The following is a 16,532-nucleotide window of genomic DNA, read 5'->3' as shown; positions in this document are numbered from 1 at the left end:
ACTATCCCGGTGACTATGTTGCTGATAAACTGTTTCGCATACAATAAATAGAAGTTATTCGGTGATACTTCGTTTTGCTCTCATACCACAACAGTCCAGTACAGCACGGCAGATCAGCGGTTTGCATCGTGTTATTGCCTGCATTCGTTACATTCGCAGCATGACCTGGAATCAACTTAGCGAGGATAATAATGAAAAGTCTCAACCTTCAAGTTGTAGTGATCCTGATGACCGTTTCGCTGGCATCCTGTACGCCTCCTGAACCGATGAAAGAAAAAGGCACGGAAAACGCCTTGCCCGGCGACACTGCCCTGCCTTCGACGGCAGAGCAACTTGATGCTTTAAACAAGCGTGACAAGGGTGAGTACAGGTACTCGGTTGAGGATTTTTTCAGGAAACCGGATAAAGTCATTCTGCGCATGTCACCTGATGGAAAATATCTTTCCTACATGCAGCGCGCAACCGATGGCAAGCAACATCTCGTGATTCAGGATGTGGCCAGCGGCAAGACCAGGCAACTGGTCCAGGAAAAGGATCAGCCCATCAGGCGCTATTTGTGGCTCAACAACGAGCGTGTTGCCTATGCCATGGATAAGGGTGGCGACGAGAACTATCACGTTTACGCCATCAGCGTGGACGGCAGTAACGAGGTCGATTTGACGCCGTTCGACGGTGTAAAAGCCAACCTGGAGAATGATCTCAAGGATGACAAGGAACATATTATTGTCACCCTGAACAAGAACAATCCGAAGGTGTTTGAGCCATACAAGGTCAACATTAATACCGGTAAACTTGAGCAACTGATGGAAAACAAGGACGAGAAAAACCCCATCATGGGATACCAGTTTGACCGCCATGGCGAGTTACGTGCCTATGGTAAACAGGCGGATGATGTGTTTACAGACATTTATTACAAGAACCGGAAAACCGGAAACTTTGAACTGGTAGTGCGTGCCAATTGGTACGAAAATTTCAATATTGTCGAATTTGATTACACGTCGAAGAATCCCGATGACGCGTATGTTGTCACCAACCTGGACAGCGACAAGTCCCGGGTGGTCTTGTACGATCTTGCCAAAAAGAAAGTTACCCGGGAAATCTATGCCAACGAAAGCTACGATGTTGAGAATATGAGGCTCAGTCGCAAGCGAGGGTATGAGCTGGATTATATTTCCTTTGAGGGCGCCAAACCGCAAATCGTTCCCGTGAGCACGGAGTATAAAAAGATACATGAAGTACTGACCGAAAAGTTTGGTGACAGGGTCTTCAGCATACTTGATGCAACCGATGCAGAAGACAAGCTGATGGTGGTGGCGAGTAGCGATCGCTCCCGTGGTGTTTACTACCAGTACGACACCAGGACACAGTCAGTAAAGGAATTGATCAGTATTTTGCCTCATTTGGACGAGGCGGACATGTCGGAAATGACGCCGATACAGTTCAGCAGCCGAGATGGGTTAACCATTCATGGTTATGTTACCAGGCCCAAATCCGCGAAAGCCGGGGAAAAAATCCCGCTTATCGTTGTACCTCATGGCGGACCCCAGGGTGTAAGGGATGAGTGGCGTTTCAGCCCATTGGATCAGCTCTTCGCCAGCCGCGGTTACGCCACACTGCGTGTCAATTTCCGTATTTCCGGGGGCTACGGCAAGACCTTTCTCAAGGCCGGGTTCAAACAGGTGGGGCGCAAGGCCATGGATGATGTCGAAGACGGTATTGCCTACGTGGTCAAGCAGGGCTGGGTGGATGAAAAACGGATTGGTGTCTTTGGCGGCAGCCATGGTGGCTACGCGGTGCTGATGGGTCTGGTGAAGACACCTGATCTTTATGCCTGTGGCGTGGACTACGTCGGCGTATCCAATATCGAAACGTTCATGAATTCCATTCCGCCTTACTGGGAGCCGTACCGCAAACTGATGAAGGATATCTGGTATGACCTTGACAACCCGAAAGAGAAGGAGATTGCCCTGACCGTTTCACCGGTTCACCAGGTGGATAAGATCAAGAAACCTCTGTTTGTGGTTCAGGGCGCCAATGATCCGCGCGTGAACATCAATGAATCCGACCAGATTGTCAGCAAGCTGCGTGCGCGAGGCTTCGAAGTGCCATACATGGTCAAGTACAACGAGGGTCATGGATTTGCCCGTGAGGAAAACAACCTGGAGTTGTTCAGGGCGATGATGGGCTTTTTTGCCGGGTGCTTCGCGCCCGATGCCTAGTACAGTGCCGGAACCGATGTAAACCGGAATGAATCCGGCTCGCATCAAGCTGCTAAATTAATTGGCCCGGGCCTTGTTCGGGCCCGGTTGCCAAATGCGCGTGTAATGGCATGATGCACCGCGACCGATTTTCAACAACCCGATCTGCCAAGCCCGGAACAAATTACACCAGATGAAAAGAATTGCCTTGCAGGTATCGCCGGAAGCAAAGGCGGCATACTTTGCTGACTATCAACAGGTTGCCAAAAACGAGTTTGCCTGGCTGTTTGCCGGCGTGGACCATGAATACCGTGTCACCGGTCCATTTGAATATATTGCGCTTTCGCAAGACGCAACAGATTTGCAAAAACTGTTAAGGCTCTCGTTTGCGCAAGGCGTGTACGCGTTGGAAAATGACTTGCTTCAGCCACTTGAAGACCAGGCACAGTTTTTCCTGCATGAGGATTTTGTTTTTGGCAGCAAGTACCGGGGCAAAACCAATGAACGATTGACGCAGATGTTGATCAATGTCGGGCTGGCGGCAATCGGCAAGCACGCCAATGGTGATATGAAGTTACTGGACCCCATGTGCGGGCGGGGCACTACGCTGCTTTGGGCCATGCGTTACGGTATGCAGGCCCGCGGCATTGAGCAGGACCCGGCCGCGCTGGACGATATTCATCGGCACCTTAAAAAGTGGACCAAGCTGCATCGGCAGAAACACCGAATGGCAGACGGGTTTGTCGGCGGCAAGAAGAGCAAGACTGGCGGGCAGTTTCTCGAGTTTGATATCGGGCACTGTGCCATGCGGGTAACGGTGGGCGATGCCCGTGACGCCGATCAGCTGTATAAACATGACAAGTTTGATTTGCTGGTCAGTGATCTGCCTTATGGTGTTCAACATCGCACAACGGAGCGAACCCGAAACCCGCTTGCAGTCATTGAGCAATGCCTAGATGCCTGGAGCCGGTGCCTGAAAAAGCAGGGCGCCATGGTGCTGGCATTCAACAGCAATAATCCGAAGCGCTCATGCCTGGTCGACGTATTGGAAAAACACGGGTTGAGTGTGCTTTCATTTGAAGCCGCCCATCGTATGAGTGAATCCATCGTTCGTGATGTGATTGTGGTAAAACACGGGGAGACAGTTTCGGAAACCGGTTAACGCCGGGCAGTCGTTGTTGATTCGAGCTTCCAGTTGTCCAGGGCCCAATCAAGAATGGTAGTCACCGATTCATTGCCAAGTGATTCAGGCGGATCCTGGTTCAAAAAGACCAATGCCTGGCAGAGATTGCTTCCTGCCTTATGGTCATCCAGTGGCGGCGCAAGATTTTGCTTGCTGAGTTTTTGCCCAAGCTCATTCATCACTACCGGCAAGTGAGCATACTCGGGTGTCGGCAGGTTGAGGCGGGTTTGCAGGTAGCATTGCCTTGGCGTCGAGTCGAGCAGGTCAACGCCGCGAACAATCTCGGTAATGCCTTGTTCGGCATCATCCACTACGGCGGCAAGATGATAGGCATAGAGTCCGTCGCGACGCTTGATAACAAAGTCACCAATATCACGATCAAGAATCTGCGTGTAGTCACCCTGGATGCGATCGTGAACGGTAACGGCCTGATCGTCCACGATCACACGTAATGCGGCGTCCCGGTCCTGGTGATGCAGCTTCCGGCAATGACCATTATATACAGCACCAAATTCACCTGCTGTACCTTCCTGCTCTATTTGTTTTCGGGAGCATCGGCAGTAATAGGCAAGCCCGGAACGCACCAACTCCGTAATCGCGGCCTCGTAGGCATCACTGCGACGGCTTTGGTACATCACTTCGCCGTGCCAGTGCAGTCCGTGTGCCGCAAGACTGCGCAGTATGGCATCGGCGGCACCCGGTTGTTCACGCGGTGGATCAAGGTCATCAATACGAACCAGCCACTCGGCCTGGTTGCGGTGCGCATTCAGGTAACTGCCGAGCGCGGCAACCAGTGAACCAATATGCAGCGGACCGGTGGGAGAGGGAGCGAAACGACCACGCCTGGTTTGCGCGCTCATGACCTGTTTATGGATTGTATCGTGCCGGACTGTGACACCAGTTACTTGCGCGCCAGCAGTCGTTTCCTGATGGCATCCAGGGCAGGGGCGATGCCCAGTTGTTGCTCCCTGTCGCAATGCTCAAGAATGGGCAATACCCGGATAGCCAGGTCAAGCAGGTACGGACTGATGCGTGAAGTCTCACCTGCGGCCAGCAGCTCAATGGCACGATTAATGTCAACGAGATCGGCGTCTGTAGTCGCAGGCGGAACAGGTTTGGGTTCCGCAGGCGCCGCGGCGTCCAACGTCACTTCTTCAGTGACGGCGGCAACAACTTCTTCATCCCTGGCAGCGGCGCAAACGTGGTCACCGCCTTCGGCCTTGGCGTCACGCAGTCGATGATCGGCCTTGTCCAGCAGGCTGGCCAGGTTATTGCCATCATTGCCGTGACTGACAACGCCAATGCTGCTTGTGATGTGGGCCGGATCACCAACACCCAGGCTGATACTGTGACTGCTGACCATGCTGCGTATGCGCTGGGCCAGTTGTATGGCAGCTTGATGATCGGTGGCCGGTGCAATCAGTGCGAATTCGTTGCCGCCGATACGGGCAACAGAGTCTTCGGCGCGTGCAGCCGATCGAACCAGCTTGGAAAAACCAGCCAGCAAGCGGTTAGCGCCGTCGTCACCGTATTGCTGGTACAGTTTCTTGAAGCGATCAATCTCGATACGCATCAGGGACAAAGGTGAACCATGACGATCCGCGTGGGCGATGTCCTGTTCGGCGCGCTGGACAAATGCCTTGCGGCTCATAAGGCCGGTCAGTGGATCGTTGGCAGCCTCTTCCTGCAGGGCAGCAGTGGACTGGGCCAGGGCGCGATTGGTGTCGTCGAAGCGGGCATGGGCCTGAACCCGGGCCTGCAACTGCACCTTGTCCAGCGGTTTGACAATGAAATCGGTGGCACCACAGGCAAAGGCACGGGTTTTGGTTTCTTCGTCCTCGGCACCGGTAATGGTGATTATTGGCAGCTCGCGGATGCGTGAATCATCGTGGGCGCGAATACGGCAAATTAACTGGTAGCCATCCAGTACCGGCATTTCGATATCGGTAATCAGTACCTGTATGTCCGGGTTGGACACAACCTGGTTCCAGGCCTGCTCACCGTTTTCCGCCTCGACAAGCTCGGCGTCGTGCTCAAGCATTTTTGACATGGCGCGGCGCAGCACCTTGGAGTCATCCGTGATCAGAACAACGGGTTTGTCATCGCCGGTCGGTTGAAGGTTTGCTGTCATGGCATGGCTTTCGTTGTAGTTACCCCTGTCGGGTGCGACTGTTCCGGTGCCGCACCTGTCCCTTGTATCTCACCATTTATAGTCCAAGGCTCAAGCGGATTCAAAGATGGTTTGCCTGGACGCGGGCATTGTCTTGCTCCTAGTCGGTTTCAAATTGCAGTGCCTGGCCGTGTGCACCATCGCGGACAGTGCCGTTTTCGAAAACAATATTGCCGCCGACAATGGTATGGCTTGGCCAACCGACCAGTTCACGACCGGCATACGGGGACCAGCCAACGCGGGAGAAGACCTCTTCATTACGAACCGGCCTGGCTGTATCCATGTCCACCAGTGCCAGGTCGGCATCCCAGCCTTCAAGAATTTTTCCCTTGTTGGCAATGCGGTAGCCGGCCGCCGGGCCCCAGCTCATCCACTTCTGGATATCGGCCAGTGTGCACCGACCTTTGCTCATTTCTGTCAGCATCAGGGGTAACGAGGTTTCGACGCCAGGCATGCCAGAAGGACTTTTCGGGTAGGCCTGCTGTTTTTCCTCAAAAGTGTGAGGGGCATGGTCGGTAGCGACAAAATCGAGCGTGCCGTCTTTAAGGCCGGCCCATAATGCTTCGTTGTCTTCGACCTCGCGAATCGGCGGATTCATTTGCACCAACGAGCCAAGACTCTCGTAGTCGTGAACATTGAGCAGCAGGTGGTTTGGCAATGCTTCGGCAGTAACCCAATCAGGCTTGTCACGACGCAGCATGTCCACTTCTTCGTGAGTGGAAAGATGCAGGATATGCAATCGTCGTTGGTACTTCTTTGACAATGACAGCGCCAACTCGGATGCCAGTAGTGCGCACTGGTTATCCCGGATAAAGGAATGGGCCGCGTAATCTGTGCGATCACCATATTCGGCCTTGCGCTGGTTGATGCGCGCCTCATCTTCGGCGTGCACCGCAATCAGCCGGGAGCCATTGCCAAAAATTCGATCGAGGTCCTTTTCATTGTTGACCAGCAGGCTGCCGGTACTAGAGCCCATGAATATCTTGATGCCGCAAACCGGCGTGGCGGTATTCAGCGCGTCCAGGTTTTCCGGTGTTGCGCCAATAAAGAATCCCCAGTTGACCACCGACTTTTCGGCTGCGCGTCGATGCTTGTCGTCGAGAGCGGCCTGGGTGGTCGTGGAAGGTGCAGTATTGGGCATTTCCAGGAAGCTGGTGACACCACCCCGCGCCGCTGCCCGCGAACCGCTGCCCAGGTCCTCCTTGTGTTCGTTGCCTGGCTCACGGAAATGCACCTGCGGGTCGATGACGCCTGGCAACAGCAGCTTGCCAGCGGCCTCAAGGGTTTCGTCAGCCGCAGTCCCGATTTCGCCGCCAACGCGTTCGATTCGTCCATTTTTGCACAGCACATCGCCTTCCAGGGTGCTTCCATCAGGCTGGGCAATGCGGGCGTTTTTGATAATCAGGCTGCTCATGGCTCTCTCTTGATAGTCGTGGTCAAAGAAAAAGGGGTTCCGGAAATCCGAAACCCCTTTATAACATGTTGTCCTGGCAAATCTGTATCAGCCCATCTGCTTTTCGCGAATCTCCGCCAGGGTTTTGCAGTCGATACACATTTCCGCCGTAGGGCGGGCCTCGAGTCGCTGGACGCCGATTTCAACGCCACAGGATTCGCAGTAGCCGTAGTCTCCGCTGTTAATGCGATCGACAGCCTGGTTGATCTTCTTGATCAGTTTGCCTTCGCGGTCGCGACTGCGCAGTTCCAGGGCCATATCGGTTTCCTGGCTGGCGCGGTCATTGGGATCGGGATGGTTCTCGTGCTCGCCCCGCAACTCGTGCACGGTGCGGGAAATTTCAGTCAACAGCTCGTTTTTCCAAGCTTCCAGGATCGCCCGGAAATGCTTGCGCTGACTTTCATTCATGTATTCCTCGCCCTTTTTTTCCTTATAGGGCTTGATGCCATGAATCAGATCTGACTCGACGTCAGAGGATTTATCCTTCTTTTTTCCCGCTGGCATGGGCTAAACTCCTGACACTCTCGGGGGACCCCCCGGAAAAATAAGCGCGAATCTATACCAAAAAGGGTAGGGCGGCGCAACAAGAGATATCATCATAGATTGCAATTAGCGGAAACTGGATTATTAAAGATGTTAAAAGCCTTGATTTTCGACGTGGATGGCACACTCGCCGATACCGAGCGAGACGGCCACAGGGTAGCGTTTAACCGTGCATTTCAGGCAGCTGGCCTCGATTGGGACTGGAGCGAGGCGCTTTATGGTGAGCTTCTCGCCGTGACCGGTGGCAAGGAGCGGATTCGCTACTATGTGGAGCAATTCAATACCAGCTACCGCAAGCCGGACAATTTCGATCAGCTGGTGCCCGAATTACATGCAGCCAAGACCAAGTTTTATACGGAATTATTGGCAACCGGCCAGATTCCACTGCGCCCGGGTGTGCGCCGATTGCTGGAAGAGGCACGCGCCGCCGGTTTGCGCCTGGCCATTGCAACCACCACCACCCCGGCCAATGTCAGCGCCTTGCTGGCCAATACCCTGGGTCCGGACTCTGAGTCGTGGTTCGAGATTATCGGCGCCGGGGACGTGGTGCCGGCCAAAAAACCGGCTCCGGATATCTATACCTATGTCATGGACAAAATGGGGCTCCAGCCCGGAGACTGTGTCGCGTTTGAAGACTCCCGTAACGGTATCCTGTCGTCACATAGTGCTGGGCTGGCGACGATTATCACTATAAATGGCTACACCGCCGACGACGATTTCAGCGGTGCTGCTGTGGTGCTGGATCAAATGGGTGATCCTGGCGTGCCGGCCAAAGTATTGAGCGGCAACCCGTTGCCAGGTGACTACCTGACGCTGGATGACGTACGCGCCTTGCACGATGCTGTGAGATAGCGCCACTTGAGCCTGCCTCCTGTAGCCAATCGCAATGCCTTTATTGCGCCATTCCGGGTGATGGAGTTGCTTTGGCGTGCCCGTGAGCTGGAGGCGCAGGGCCGCAGTGTTGTTCACCTGGAAATTGGCGAACCGGATTTTTCTACGGCCGATGCCATTACCCGGGCCGGAATCGAGGCGCTGGAGCAGGGCAAAACCCATTACACGCCGTCGCTGGGGTTGGCGGACCTGCGTGACGCCATTGCCGCCAGCTATGGCAGCCACAACCCGGGTCGTGATGCCGTAGTGGTCACACCCGGGGCCTCGGGCGCGCTGGCGTTGATATTTGGCGCCCTGCTAAACCCCGGCGACGAAGTCATGATGGCGGACCCCGGTTATCCGTGTCATCGCCATTACGTCAGCCTGTACGAGGGTGTGACAGCCTCAGTCCCGGTTGGTCCGGATACAGACTATCAGCTTACTGCCGAACTGGTGGCCGCGAGCTGGACCGAGCGAACCCGGGCGGTGCTGGTTGTGTCGCCGTCCAACCCGACCGGCACCATGATGAGCGACGAAGAAATGCAGCGCATCATGGAGGTGGTGAGGCAGAAGGACGGCGTGCTTATTGTTGACGAGATTTATCAGGGCCTGGTCTATGACGATACCGTCGGTGGCAGCGCCCTGCGTTTTGCTGACGATGTTGTTGTTATCAACAGCTTCTCCAAGTATTACGGCATGACCGGCTGGCGGATCGGCTGGCTGGTGTTACCACCGGCGTATCGCCAGGCGGTGGATCACCTGGCGCAAAACATGTTTGTCGCACCATCGACACCAGGGCAGTACGCCGCCATCAGGGCGCTGGACAGTGACGTGGTCGCCGAGTTGCAGCGCCGTCGACGTGTCTATGCAGAAAGACGGGACTACCTGTTGCCGGCCCTGCGCGATCTCGGGTTCCGGATCCCGGTGACACCGCAGGGCGCTTATTTTCTGTACGCCGATTGCAGTGACTTCACTGATGACAGTCGCGCCTTTGCCTACGACATCCTGGAAACGGTTGGTGTCGCCATTACGCCCGGCATTGATTTTGGCTCACATCGCCAGAACGAACATGTGCGTATTTCCTATGCCAACGATATTCAGCAACTGAAACTTGCCGTATCCCGTCTGCAGGACTACCTGTCCAGCTCCCGCTAACCTTTTTCGATCGTCACAAAGTGTTAACGGTTTTGGTGACAACACTGAACCGGCACGGTGTTTGCAACCTTTTTCAGTACCTGAAATCTCATTGTGGGGTGCACGATGAGCGCAATACTTGAAGCGCAACACTGGTCTCTGGCAGATCGCGTAGATGTCATGCTGGCATTGGCGGAAACCGAAACCGAGTTTGACCCGGAACTTCGTGGCGAGGATGCCGCCATGATATTCATGGGTGATGTTTATGTCCTCAGGGATGATCCGGTTGTGACGGAAGACGGCTGGGGCAAGCGTCATTACACCGCGGACTGGGGCAAAGATCCTTTGTAAACAGGCCTTGTCGTCGTCGATGCGGCTAGTAGTCGCGGCTGCAGATGGAATGGACCAGGCAAGGAAGCGTGTGTCGAAACGCGGGATGCCGGCAAGGATAGCCGGCATTCTTTCGTTGGTTTTCGCCGAATTCTAACCGCCGGTTTCAACCGGCATGTCCGCACGATTACCCCAATCCGACCAGGAGCCGGGATAGCCGCGAACACGTTCAAAGCCGAGATGTCTTAGCACGAAAAATGTATGTGCCGATCTGTGGTGGCTGTGACAATACACGGCAACATTCTTGTCCGTGGTGACGCCTTTTGCGGCATACAGTTGTCGAAGTGTGTCGTCGGGTAACAATCTCAAGCCACGACTTTGATCCATGGCATCTGTCCAGTTGATGTTGACCGCGCCCGGGATATGTCCTGCGTGTTCGGCCAGCTTCTTTTCGCCGCTGAACTCCTGGTGCGTGCGGCTGTCGACCAGCGTCAATGAATCCAGGTGCGCCAGTAAAGCATCAGCGTCGATGCTGACCTGATCAAGCTGGTTGTAAGATACCGGGTATACGGTTGGAGCGGGAGCGGGTATATCCGTAGTCAGGGGCAATTGATCCTGTACCCAGGCATGAATACCGCCATTTAACAGGCTCATGCGCCTGTGTCCGGCTGCCGCCAGGGTCCACAGCAACCGGGCGGCACGACCACCACCTTCGTCATCGTAGGCTACCACCCAGCTGTCGGGGCTAATGCCAGCCTTGCCCAATACCTCGCTGAACTGTTGCTCGCCAGGCAGCAGACCCATAACCGGCTTTTCGATATGAATAATCTGACCGTAATCCATGTGTACGGCGCCGGCCAGGTGACCATTGGGGTAGGTGAGCGGTTTGCACAGGTCGATTATGACCAGGCCGGGCTCATCCAGGCGGGCGTACAGGTCCGCGGGTTCAATAAAAACGGGAGTTTCGGTGCTCATGGTTTCGCCCTGGTGATTGTGGTCAGCCGGACGCTGACCAGCTATGGTTATACGAAGACTTGTAATTGCCGGGGCGGGATTGTAACGTCCGCGTCCCGACTTTTGTACGCCCAATTCCAGTGGATTACGCGGGTTACCGCCGAGCAGGTTACGAGTTAGATGGACATATTCAAGATTTTTACCGTAGAAGCTGCACATCACTTGCCCAATGTGCCCGAAGACCACAAGTGCCGTCGCCTGCACGGGCATTCGTTCCGGATCGAGATCCATGTGTCTGGCCCGGTTGGCGAGGAGACCGGCTGGGTGCTGGATTTCGCCGATATCAAAACGGCATTCGAGCCGCTGTATCAGCAGCTCGACCATCATTACCTGAACGAGATCGAAGGCCTTGAAAATCCTACCAGCGAAAACATTGCCCGCTGGATATGGCAGCATCTGAAACCGGCACTGCCCGGGTTATCAAAGGTGATTGTCCAGGAAACCTGCACGGCTGGTTGCGTATATACCGGTGATTGAAGAATTTCACCGGAACATCAGGCAAAGAAAAGGCGCCTGCTCTTGCGGCGCCGAAACCCTACATCAGGAGGAGAACCACTCACCCGCCACGTAAAAACGGAAACAAGAAGTTCGTAGCTATAACTATAGGCCTTCAACGAAGTATCTCAAGAGCCGGGGTTTATGTTAATAAATTAGCAACTGCTGAACTATTCAGCTTATCAATAGCTTATCCGTTTTTGTTAAATGTAAAGAAATGTCAGTAGTGAATCTGACCGGTTGAATGAAACATGTCCAACGAAAATCCAGTTGTAATTGATACGGGAAATAACCCCAAAGCGTGTGTCATATGGCTGCACGGCCTCGGCGCAGACGGCCATGATTTCGAGCCCATTGTACCGGAACTTCGGATTCCGGCAGCAACCCCGGTGCGTTTTGTGTTTCCGCATGCGCCGCGTCGGCCGGTAACCGTTAATGGCGGCATGGTTATGCGTGCCTGGTATGACATGTTCATGACTGATAACGGCCTCAAGGGCAGTGATGATGATGTGCGCGAGTCGCAGGCATGGCTAACGCAATTTATAGACCAGCAGTGTCAGCAGGGATTCAGGCCGGAACAGGTAATCCTGGCAGGGTTTTCCCAGGGTGGCGCCATTGTCCTGCATACGGGGCTTGGCTTCGCACCGCGAGTTGGCGGCATCATGGCGCTTTCCACCTACGTTCCGATTCCCGAACTGCTCGAAAGCGGGCTGCCCCATGATCCACCGCCGGTATTCATGGCTCACGGTCGACAGGATGGTGTATTGCCTTTCGGTTTTGCCGCACTGTCGCGTGACAAGATGCAGCAGGCAGGTGTGAACGTGGAATGGCATGAATACGATATGGCGCATTCGGTGTGTGGTGAGGAAATCAGCCACATTCGCCAGTGGCTGCTTGCGCGGCTGGATGAAATGTCTAGCGTTTAGGCGGGTGCGATTGCAGGTACAGGCCGGTACTGCCGGCAATCAGGAACGGGATCACCCAGTTCCAGTCGTAAATCAGGAATGATGGAATCGACGCCAGCAGCAATACCAGCGCAACGATCGAGGCAAACGGCTGGAACCGGAACAGGCCGGCTACCAGTGTTGCCATCAGCAAAATAGTCTGAATCTGGGTTATGTTTACCGACCAGTCCGCGGTGGATGCTTCGCGCCAGACAAATTCATAATTGGGTGAAATGGCGTCAAACCAGGAGCTGTCCGGTTTGGGCGCCTGTTTTTCCAGGCCCGGAACCTTTAGCCAGGAAAACGGCCTGGCTTCGCCGCCGCCAATAATCAGCCGAAAGAACAAGGTCAACACCAGCAGGTTCAGCGTCGGCAACAGCCAGCGCCAGGCCTTGTCATAAAGAGTCATGATCTCGCGGTGATACAGCAGTGCTGCTACCAGTAACGCAAATACCGGCTGGTAAAAATGATTGGGAATGCCGATGCCGTACCAGGCAAATACGCAGGCCATGGACAACAGTAACGCCGGCCACAGCGGGTTGCAGGTTGAGCTGGTAACCGGCGAATCGCCGGTCGCCAGGATTCTTTCAAGCACGGCTACGCGGTTTTCCAGCTGCCCGATGTCTGTTTGCTTGTCTTGTTGCATGCGGCCACTCTAATGGACGGCCGGAGGTGGCGCAATATGCCGAATGTGACTGGAAAACTGCCGGAAACCGGTACGGTAAACCTGCAATAATGAATGGCGCTCCCTAGGGGGTTCGAACCCCTGTTACCGACGTGAGAGGCCAGCGTCCTAGACCACTAGACGAAGGGAGCGTATCGATTGGGATAATATCCGAAAGACGGGATATAATGCACCAACAATAACAAGCCCGGGGCCGGAACGTTCGACCCGCAGCGGGTATAACGGAAACCGGTTTTGACTATCGACCTATCCACAAAATCCATTCCGGCCGAACAGCACGGGATATCCCAGGCGCGCATCAGCCCTAACGCGCTCAAGGTGTGCCATCAGCTGCAAAAAGCGGGCTATGACGGCTACCTGGTGGGTGGCTGTGTGCGTGATCTTATTCTCGGCTATGAACCCAAGGATTTTGACGTGGTCACCAATGCCACGCCGGAACAGGTGCGGGCACTGTTTTCCAATTGCCGCCTGATCGGCAGGCGATTCCGCCTGGCCCATGTACGTTTTGGCCGGGAAATCATTGAAGTGGCGACCTACCGCGCCGGCGCCGCTGATATGGCTGACGATGAGCCCGATGATGATTCGGATGATGACTTCGATGATGTTGACGATGATACCGGGGATGACATCCGGGACGATGCCCGGGTTGATATTTCGCACAGCGAGACCGGGCGGATTCTGCGTGACAACGTCTATGGCACCCGCGAGCAGGATGCGGCCCGTCGCGACTTCACCATCAATGCCTTGTACTACGATCCCAAAACCGAAACCGTGCTGGATGATGTCAGCGGTTTTTGTGATTTGCGCGAAGGCCAGATTCGTATTATCGGTGATGCCAACCAGCGCTACCGGGAAGACCCGGTGCGCATGTTGCGTGCCTTGCGTTTTGCCGCCAAGCTGGGTTTGCGGGTAAACCCGTCCACGCTTGATCCCATCGATGAGCTGGCCGAGCTGTTGACCGATGTGCCGCCTGCACGCTTGTTTGAAGAAGCGCTCAAATTGTTCCACGGCGGTTGTGCTACCCAGGTATTTGAACTGATTCGACAGCATGGCCTGTACCAGGCCATGTTCCCGGGCAGTAACGCGGTGCTCGATCGTGATGATGGTGTGGCCTGGCGCCTGATACCAGCTGCACTGAATAATACCGATGCCCGAATCAACAGCGGCAAGCATACCAACCCGGCTTTCCTGTTTGGTGTAGTGTTGTGGCCGGTTGTCAGGCGCAATGTCTACAAGTATACCGATGACGGCATGGCGTATAACGAAGCGCTGCGATTGGCGGCCAGCGACGCCATTGGCCAGCAAATCCGCTTTACCTCCATTCCCAAGCGCTTCTCCAGCATCATCCGGGAAATCTGGGCGTTGCAGCCGCGACTGGAACGACGTAACCCGCGGACCATATTCAAGCTGCTGGAAGCGGAGCGATTTCGCGCCGCCTATGATTTTCTGTGCCTGCGCGTGCAAGCCGGTGAGCTGCCTGAAGAGCTCTGCCAGTGGTGGACGCAGATTCAGGAGGAGTCGCCGGATCAGCAGCACGTTCGGGTGACGCAGCTGCCCAAACCCGGTGGCGGTCGCCGCCGCAATAAATCCCGCAAACGTCGGGGCAAGAAGCAAGATGGCTGAAACCGTCGCCATTATCGGCCTCGGCAGTAATCTTGATGACCCGGTTGCGCAACTGCAGTGTGCGACGGAGCGATTGGCGACAATTCCCGGTTGCCGTTTGGGCCGCTGTTCATCGCTCTACCGTACGACTCCCGTGGGCTACGATCAGCAACCGGATTTCTACAACGCGGTTTGCCAGCTGTTCACCAGCCTGGATCCGCAACAATTACTGGCACTTTTGCAGCAGATTGAGCATGAGCAGGGTCGTCGGCGCGAAGGCCACCGATATGGCCCACGTACACTGGATCTTGATCTTTTATTGTTTGGCGAAGACTGCCTGGATACCAAGGATTTGCAGTTGCCGCACCCAAGGATGCACGAGCGCGGCTTTGTCCTGTATCCTTTGCAGGAAATCATGCCGGGGCTGACGATTCCCGGACGCGGAAGCGTGACAGAATTTTTGCCCGGGGTGACGGAGCAGGGCGTGGAAAAACTGGACCTGGAATTATTACCGGGACGCGCGGGAACAAAGGATTAATTGATACATCCATGGATTCGAAGTTCGGTTATGTCGTGGTGGAAGGACCGATTGGTGTTGGCAAGACCAGCCTGGTTCGTCGTCTCGCCGATGTGATGGGTAGCGAGGTGTTCCTGGAGCAGCCCGAGGCAAACCCGTTCCTGGAGCGTTTTTACCAGTCGCCACGACAATACGCCTTGCCGACGCAATTGTTTTTCCTGTTTCAGCGTGCAAAACAGATTGAACAATTGAAGCAGGGTGATATGTTTCGCCCCGGATGCGTGGCCGACTTCATGCTGGAAAAAGACCGCTTGTTTGCCGAGACGACGCTGGAGCGTGACGAGCTACACCTTTATGAGCAGGTGTACAACCACGTGAAGCTGGAGTTGCCGCAGCCGGACCTGGTGATTTACCTGCAGGCGCCGGTCAATGTCCTGATTGAGCGCATCCGGCGTCGCGGCATACGTTACGAGCAGTACGCGCAGCAGGATTACCTGGAGCGACTGAGCGATGCCTACATGCAATTCTTTTATCGCTATAATAATGCGCCGTTGTTGATGGTGAACACGGCAGAACTGAATTTTGTTGATGATGACCGGGACTTTCGCTTGCTGCTTGAGCATATTGAAACCATGGGACCGGGTCGCCACTTCTTTAACCCGGTAAGGGTGTGAGTCAGATAATGAATAAAAAGGTCACGGTAAACACGCTGCAGTCCATGAAACAGGAAGGCGAGAAGATCGCCACCCTGACCGCGTATGACTACAGCTTTGCGTCAACGCTGGACAAGGCCGGCGTCGACCTGGTCATGGTGGGTGATTCGCTGGGCATGGTTATGCAAGGCCATGACAGCACCTTGCCGGTTACGCTGGATGACATGATTTACCACAGCGCCTGCGTTGCCCGCGGCATTGAACGCGCCATGCTGGTGACGGACTTGCCGTTTCTCAGCTATCAGGTCAGCCCGGAAGACGCCATGGAAAGCGCCGGGCTGCTGCTCAAGGAGGGCGGTGCCCACATGGTCAAGCTGGAAGGTGGCGAAGTCATGGCCGAAACCATTGCCTTTCTCGCTGAACGCGGCGTGCCCGTATGCGCCCACCTGGGGCTGACGCCGCAGTCAGTACACAAGCTTGGCGGCTACAAGGTCCAGGGCCGGGATGAAGACGACGCCTCAATATTATTGGCCGATGCCAAATTGCTGGAAGAGGCCGGCGCCAGTGTGCTGGTGCTGGAAGCGGTGCCGCAAGCATTGGCTGCCCGAATCACGGCAGAGTTGCAGATTCCCACCATTGGCATCGGCGCGGGGCCGGATTGCGACGGCCAGGTACTGGTGTTGCAGGACATGCTCGGCCTGTACCCGCGTCCGAGCCCGAAATTCTCGCGCAATTTCATGC

17 protein-coding genes and 1 tRNA gene are annotated in these 16,532 nt (G+C 55.1%); 11 read left to right on the top strand and 7 right to left on the bottom strand.

Annotation, left to right across the window (positions count from 1 at the left end; translation table 11 throughout):
• The first annotated feature begins 191 nt into the window (after positions 1–191).
• A complete protein-coding gene (locus tag OEZ10_14440) occupies positions 192–2,219 on the top strand; it encodes a S9 family peptidase (protein ID MDH5634166.1) in 2,028 nt (675 codons plus the stop codon).
• Positions 2,220–2,391: 172 nt separating this feature from the next.
• Positions 2,392–3,360, top strand: a complete 969-nt coding sequence (locus OEZ10_14435) for a class I SAM-dependent methyltransferase (protein ID MDH5634165.1) — start codon at positions 2,392–2,394, stop codon at positions 3,358–3,360.
• Here OEZ10_14435 and gluQRS read toward each other — a convergent pair.
• The 4 genes from gluQRS to dksA form a co-directional block, all read right to left on the bottom strand.
• A complete protein-coding gene (gluQRS, locus tag OEZ10_14430) occupies positions 3,357–4,241 on the bottom strand; it encodes a tRNA glutamyl-Q(34) synthetase GluQRS (protein MDH5634164.1) in 885 nt (294 codons plus the stop codon). The genes OEZ10_14435 and gluQRS overlap by 4 nt on opposite strands.
• Before the next feature lie 41 nt (positions 4,242–4,282).
• Positions 4,283–5,512, bottom strand: coding sequence for a diguanylate cyclase (locus OEZ10_14425; GenBank protein MDH5634163.1), 1,230 nt, complete (start codon positions 5,510–5,512; stop codon positions 4,283–4,285).
• Between the two features lie 139 nt (positions 5,513–5,651).
• Positions 5,652–6,965, bottom strand: a complete 1,314-nt coding sequence (locus tag OEZ10_14420) for a dihydroorotase (GenBank protein MDH5634162.1) — start codon at positions 6,963–6,965, stop codon at positions 5,652–5,654.
• Between the two features lie 87 nt (positions 6,966–7,052).
• Positions 7,053–7,508 (bottom strand): RNA polymerase-binding protein DksA, encoded by a 456-nt coding sequence (dksA, locus tag OEZ10_14415; protein ID MDH5634161.1) that lies wholly within the window; start codon positions 7,506–7,508, stop codon positions 7,053–7,055.
• A gap of 129 nt (positions 7,509–7,637) precedes the next feature.
• Here dksA and OEZ10_14410 point away from each other — a divergent pair, with 129 nt between their 5' ends.
• The 3 genes from OEZ10_14410 to OEZ10_14400 all read left to right on the top strand — a co-directional run bounded on the left by OEZ10_14410 (position 7,638) and on the right by OEZ10_14400 (position 9,902).
• The gene (locus OEZ10_14410) at positions 7,638–8,399 is read left to right on the top strand and encodes an HAD family hydrolase (protein MDH5634160.1); all 762 of its coding nucleotides are present in this window, start codon (positions 7,638–7,640) and stop codon (positions 8,397–8,399) included.
• A gap of 12 nt (positions 8,400–8,411) precedes the next feature.
• A complete protein-coding gene (locus tag OEZ10_14405) occupies positions 8,412–9,572 on the top strand; it encodes an aminotransferase class I/II-fold pyridoxal phosphate-dependent enzyme (protein ID MDH5634159.1) in 1,161 nt (386 codons plus the stop codon).
• A gap of 105 nt (positions 9,573–9,677) precedes the next feature.
• On the top strand, positions 9,678–9,902 hold the full coding sequence (locus OEZ10_14400; GenBank protein ID MDH5634158.1) for a hypothetical protein: 225 nt from the start codon (positions 9,678–9,680) through the stop codon (positions 9,900–9,902).
• A gap of 132 nt (positions 9,903–10,034) precedes the next feature.
• On the opposite strand, the gene OEZ10_14395 is transcribed toward OEZ10_14400, so the two are convergent.
• Positions 10,035–10,856, bottom strand: a complete 822-nt coding sequence (locus tag OEZ10_14395; GenBank protein ID MDH5634157.1) for a sulfurtransferase — start codon at positions 10,854–10,856, stop codon at positions 10,035–10,037.
• A 159-nt stretch (positions 10,857–11,015) separates the two neighbouring features.
• On the opposite strand from OEZ10_14395, the gene queD reads away from it, so the two are divergent.
• A complete protein-coding gene (queD, locus tag OEZ10_14390; GenBank protein MDH5634156.1) occupies positions 11,016–11,372 on the top strand; it encodes a 6-carboxytetrahydropterin synthase QueD in 357 nt (118 codons plus the stop codon).
• 269 nt (positions 11,373–11,641) lie between these two features.
• Positions 11,642–12,316 (top strand): alpha/beta hydrolase, encoded by a 675-nt coding sequence (locus OEZ10_14385; protein MDH5634155.1) that lies wholly within the window; start codon positions 11,642–11,644, stop codon positions 12,314–12,316.
• Here OEZ10_14385 and OEZ10_14380 read toward each other — a convergent pair.
• Entirely contained in the window at positions 12,306–12,980 is a 675-nt protein-coding gene (locus OEZ10_14380; protein ID MDH5634154.1) for a hypothetical protein, read from the bottom strand. The two genes, OEZ10_14385 and OEZ10_14380, sit on opposite strands and share 11 nt — an antisense overlap.
• Positions 12,981–13,074: 94 nt before the next feature.
• A tRNA-Glu gene (locus OEZ10_14375) sits at positions 13,075–13,150 on the bottom strand.
• Positions 13,151–13,253: 103 nt separating this feature from the next.
• On the opposite strand from OEZ10_14375, the gene pcnB reads away from it, so the two are divergent.
• From pcnB to panB, 4 genes are all read left to right on the top strand, one after another.
• Entirely contained in the window at positions 13,254–14,642 is a 1,389-nt protein-coding gene (pcnB, locus tag OEZ10_14370) for a polynucleotide adenylyltransferase PcnB (protein ID MDH5634153.1), read from the top strand.
• Positions 14,635–15,159, top strand: coding sequence for a 2-amino-4-hydroxy-6-hydroxymethyldihydropteridine diphosphokinase (gene folK / locus OEZ10_14365; protein MDH5634152.1), 525 nt, complete (start codon positions 14,635–14,637; stop codon positions 15,157–15,159). The genes pcnB and folK overlap by 8 nt, the downstream gene beginning before the upstream one ends.
• An 11-nt stretch (positions 15,160–15,170) precedes the next feature.
• On the top strand, positions 15,171–15,812 hold the full coding sequence (locus OEZ10_14360; protein MDH5634151.1) for a deoxynucleoside kinase: 642 nt from the start codon (positions 15,171–15,173) through the stop codon (positions 15,810–15,812).
• An 8-nt stretch (positions 15,813–15,820) separates the two neighbouring features.
• On the top strand, positions 15,821–16,532 hold a 712-nt coding region (panB, locus tag OEZ10_14355), incomplete at its 3' end, for a 3-methyl-2-oxobutanoate hydroxymethyltransferase (GenBank protein ID MDH5634150.1).

It is taken from the genome of Gammaproteobacteria bacterium, from assembly GCA_029880545.1.
Lineage (GTDB): Bacteria > Pseudomonadota > Gammaproteobacteria > Acidiferrobacterales > SZUA-150 > JAOUOD01.
Note: the sequence above shows the minus strand (reverse complement) of the source record. Positions and strands in the feature narration are given on the sequence as shown.

Excerpts from the sequence above, each read along its gene's own strand:
- OEZ10_14440 (MDH5634166.1), top strand. The coding sequence starts at position 192 with ATGAAAAGTCTCAACCTTCAAGTTGTAGTGATCCTGATGACCGTTTCG.
- OEZ10_14435 (MDH5634165.1), top strand. The coding sequence starts at position 2,392 with ATGAAAAGAATTGCCTTGCAGGTATCGCCGGAAGCAAAGGCGGCATAC.
- gluQRS (MDH5634164.1), bottom strand. The coding sequence starts at position 4,241 with ATGAGCGCGCAAACCAGGCGTGGTCGTTTCGCTCCCTCTCCCACCGGT.
- OEZ10_14425 (MDH5634163.1), bottom strand. The coding sequence starts at position 5,512 with ATGACAGCAAACCTTCAACCGACCGGCGATGACAAACCCGTTGTTCTG.
- OEZ10_14420 (MDH5634162.1), bottom strand. The coding sequence starts at position 6,965 with ATGAGCAGCCTGATTATCAAAAACGCCCGCATTGCCCAGCCTGATGGA.
- dksA (MDH5634161.1), bottom strand. The coding sequence starts at position 7,508 with ATGCCAGCGGGAAAAAAGAAGGATAAATCCTCTGACGTCGAGTCAGAT.
- OEZ10_14410 (MDH5634160.1), top strand. The coding sequence starts at position 7,638 with ATGTTAAAAGCCTTGATTTTCGACGTGGATGGCACACTCGCCGATACC.
- OEZ10_14400 (MDH5634158.1), top strand. The coding sequence starts at position 9,678 with ATGAGCGCAATACTTGAAGCGCAACACTGGTCTCTGGCAGATCGCGTA.
- OEZ10_14395 (MDH5634157.1), bottom strand. The coding sequence starts at position 10,856 with ATGAGCACCGAAACTCCCGTTTTTATTGAACCCGCGGACCTGTACGCC.
- queD (MDH5634156.1), top strand. The coding sequence starts at position 11,016 with ATGGACATATTCAAGATTTTTACCGTAGAAGCTGCACATCACTTGCCC.
- OEZ10_14385 (MDH5634155.1), top strand. The coding sequence starts at position 11,642 with ATGTCCAACGAAAATCCAGTTGTAATTGATACGGGAAATAACCCCAAA.
- OEZ10_14380 (MDH5634154.1), bottom strand. The coding sequence starts at position 12,980 with ATGCAACAAGACAAGCAAACAGACATCGGGCAGCTGGAAAACCGCGTA.
- folK (MDH5634152.1), top strand. The coding sequence starts at position 14,635 with ATGGCTGAAACCGTCGCCATTATCGGCCTCGGCAGTAATCTTGATGAC.
- OEZ10_14360 (MDH5634151.1), top strand. The coding sequence starts at position 15,171 with ATGGATTCGAAGTTCGGTTATGTCGTGGTGGAAGGACCGATTGGTGTT.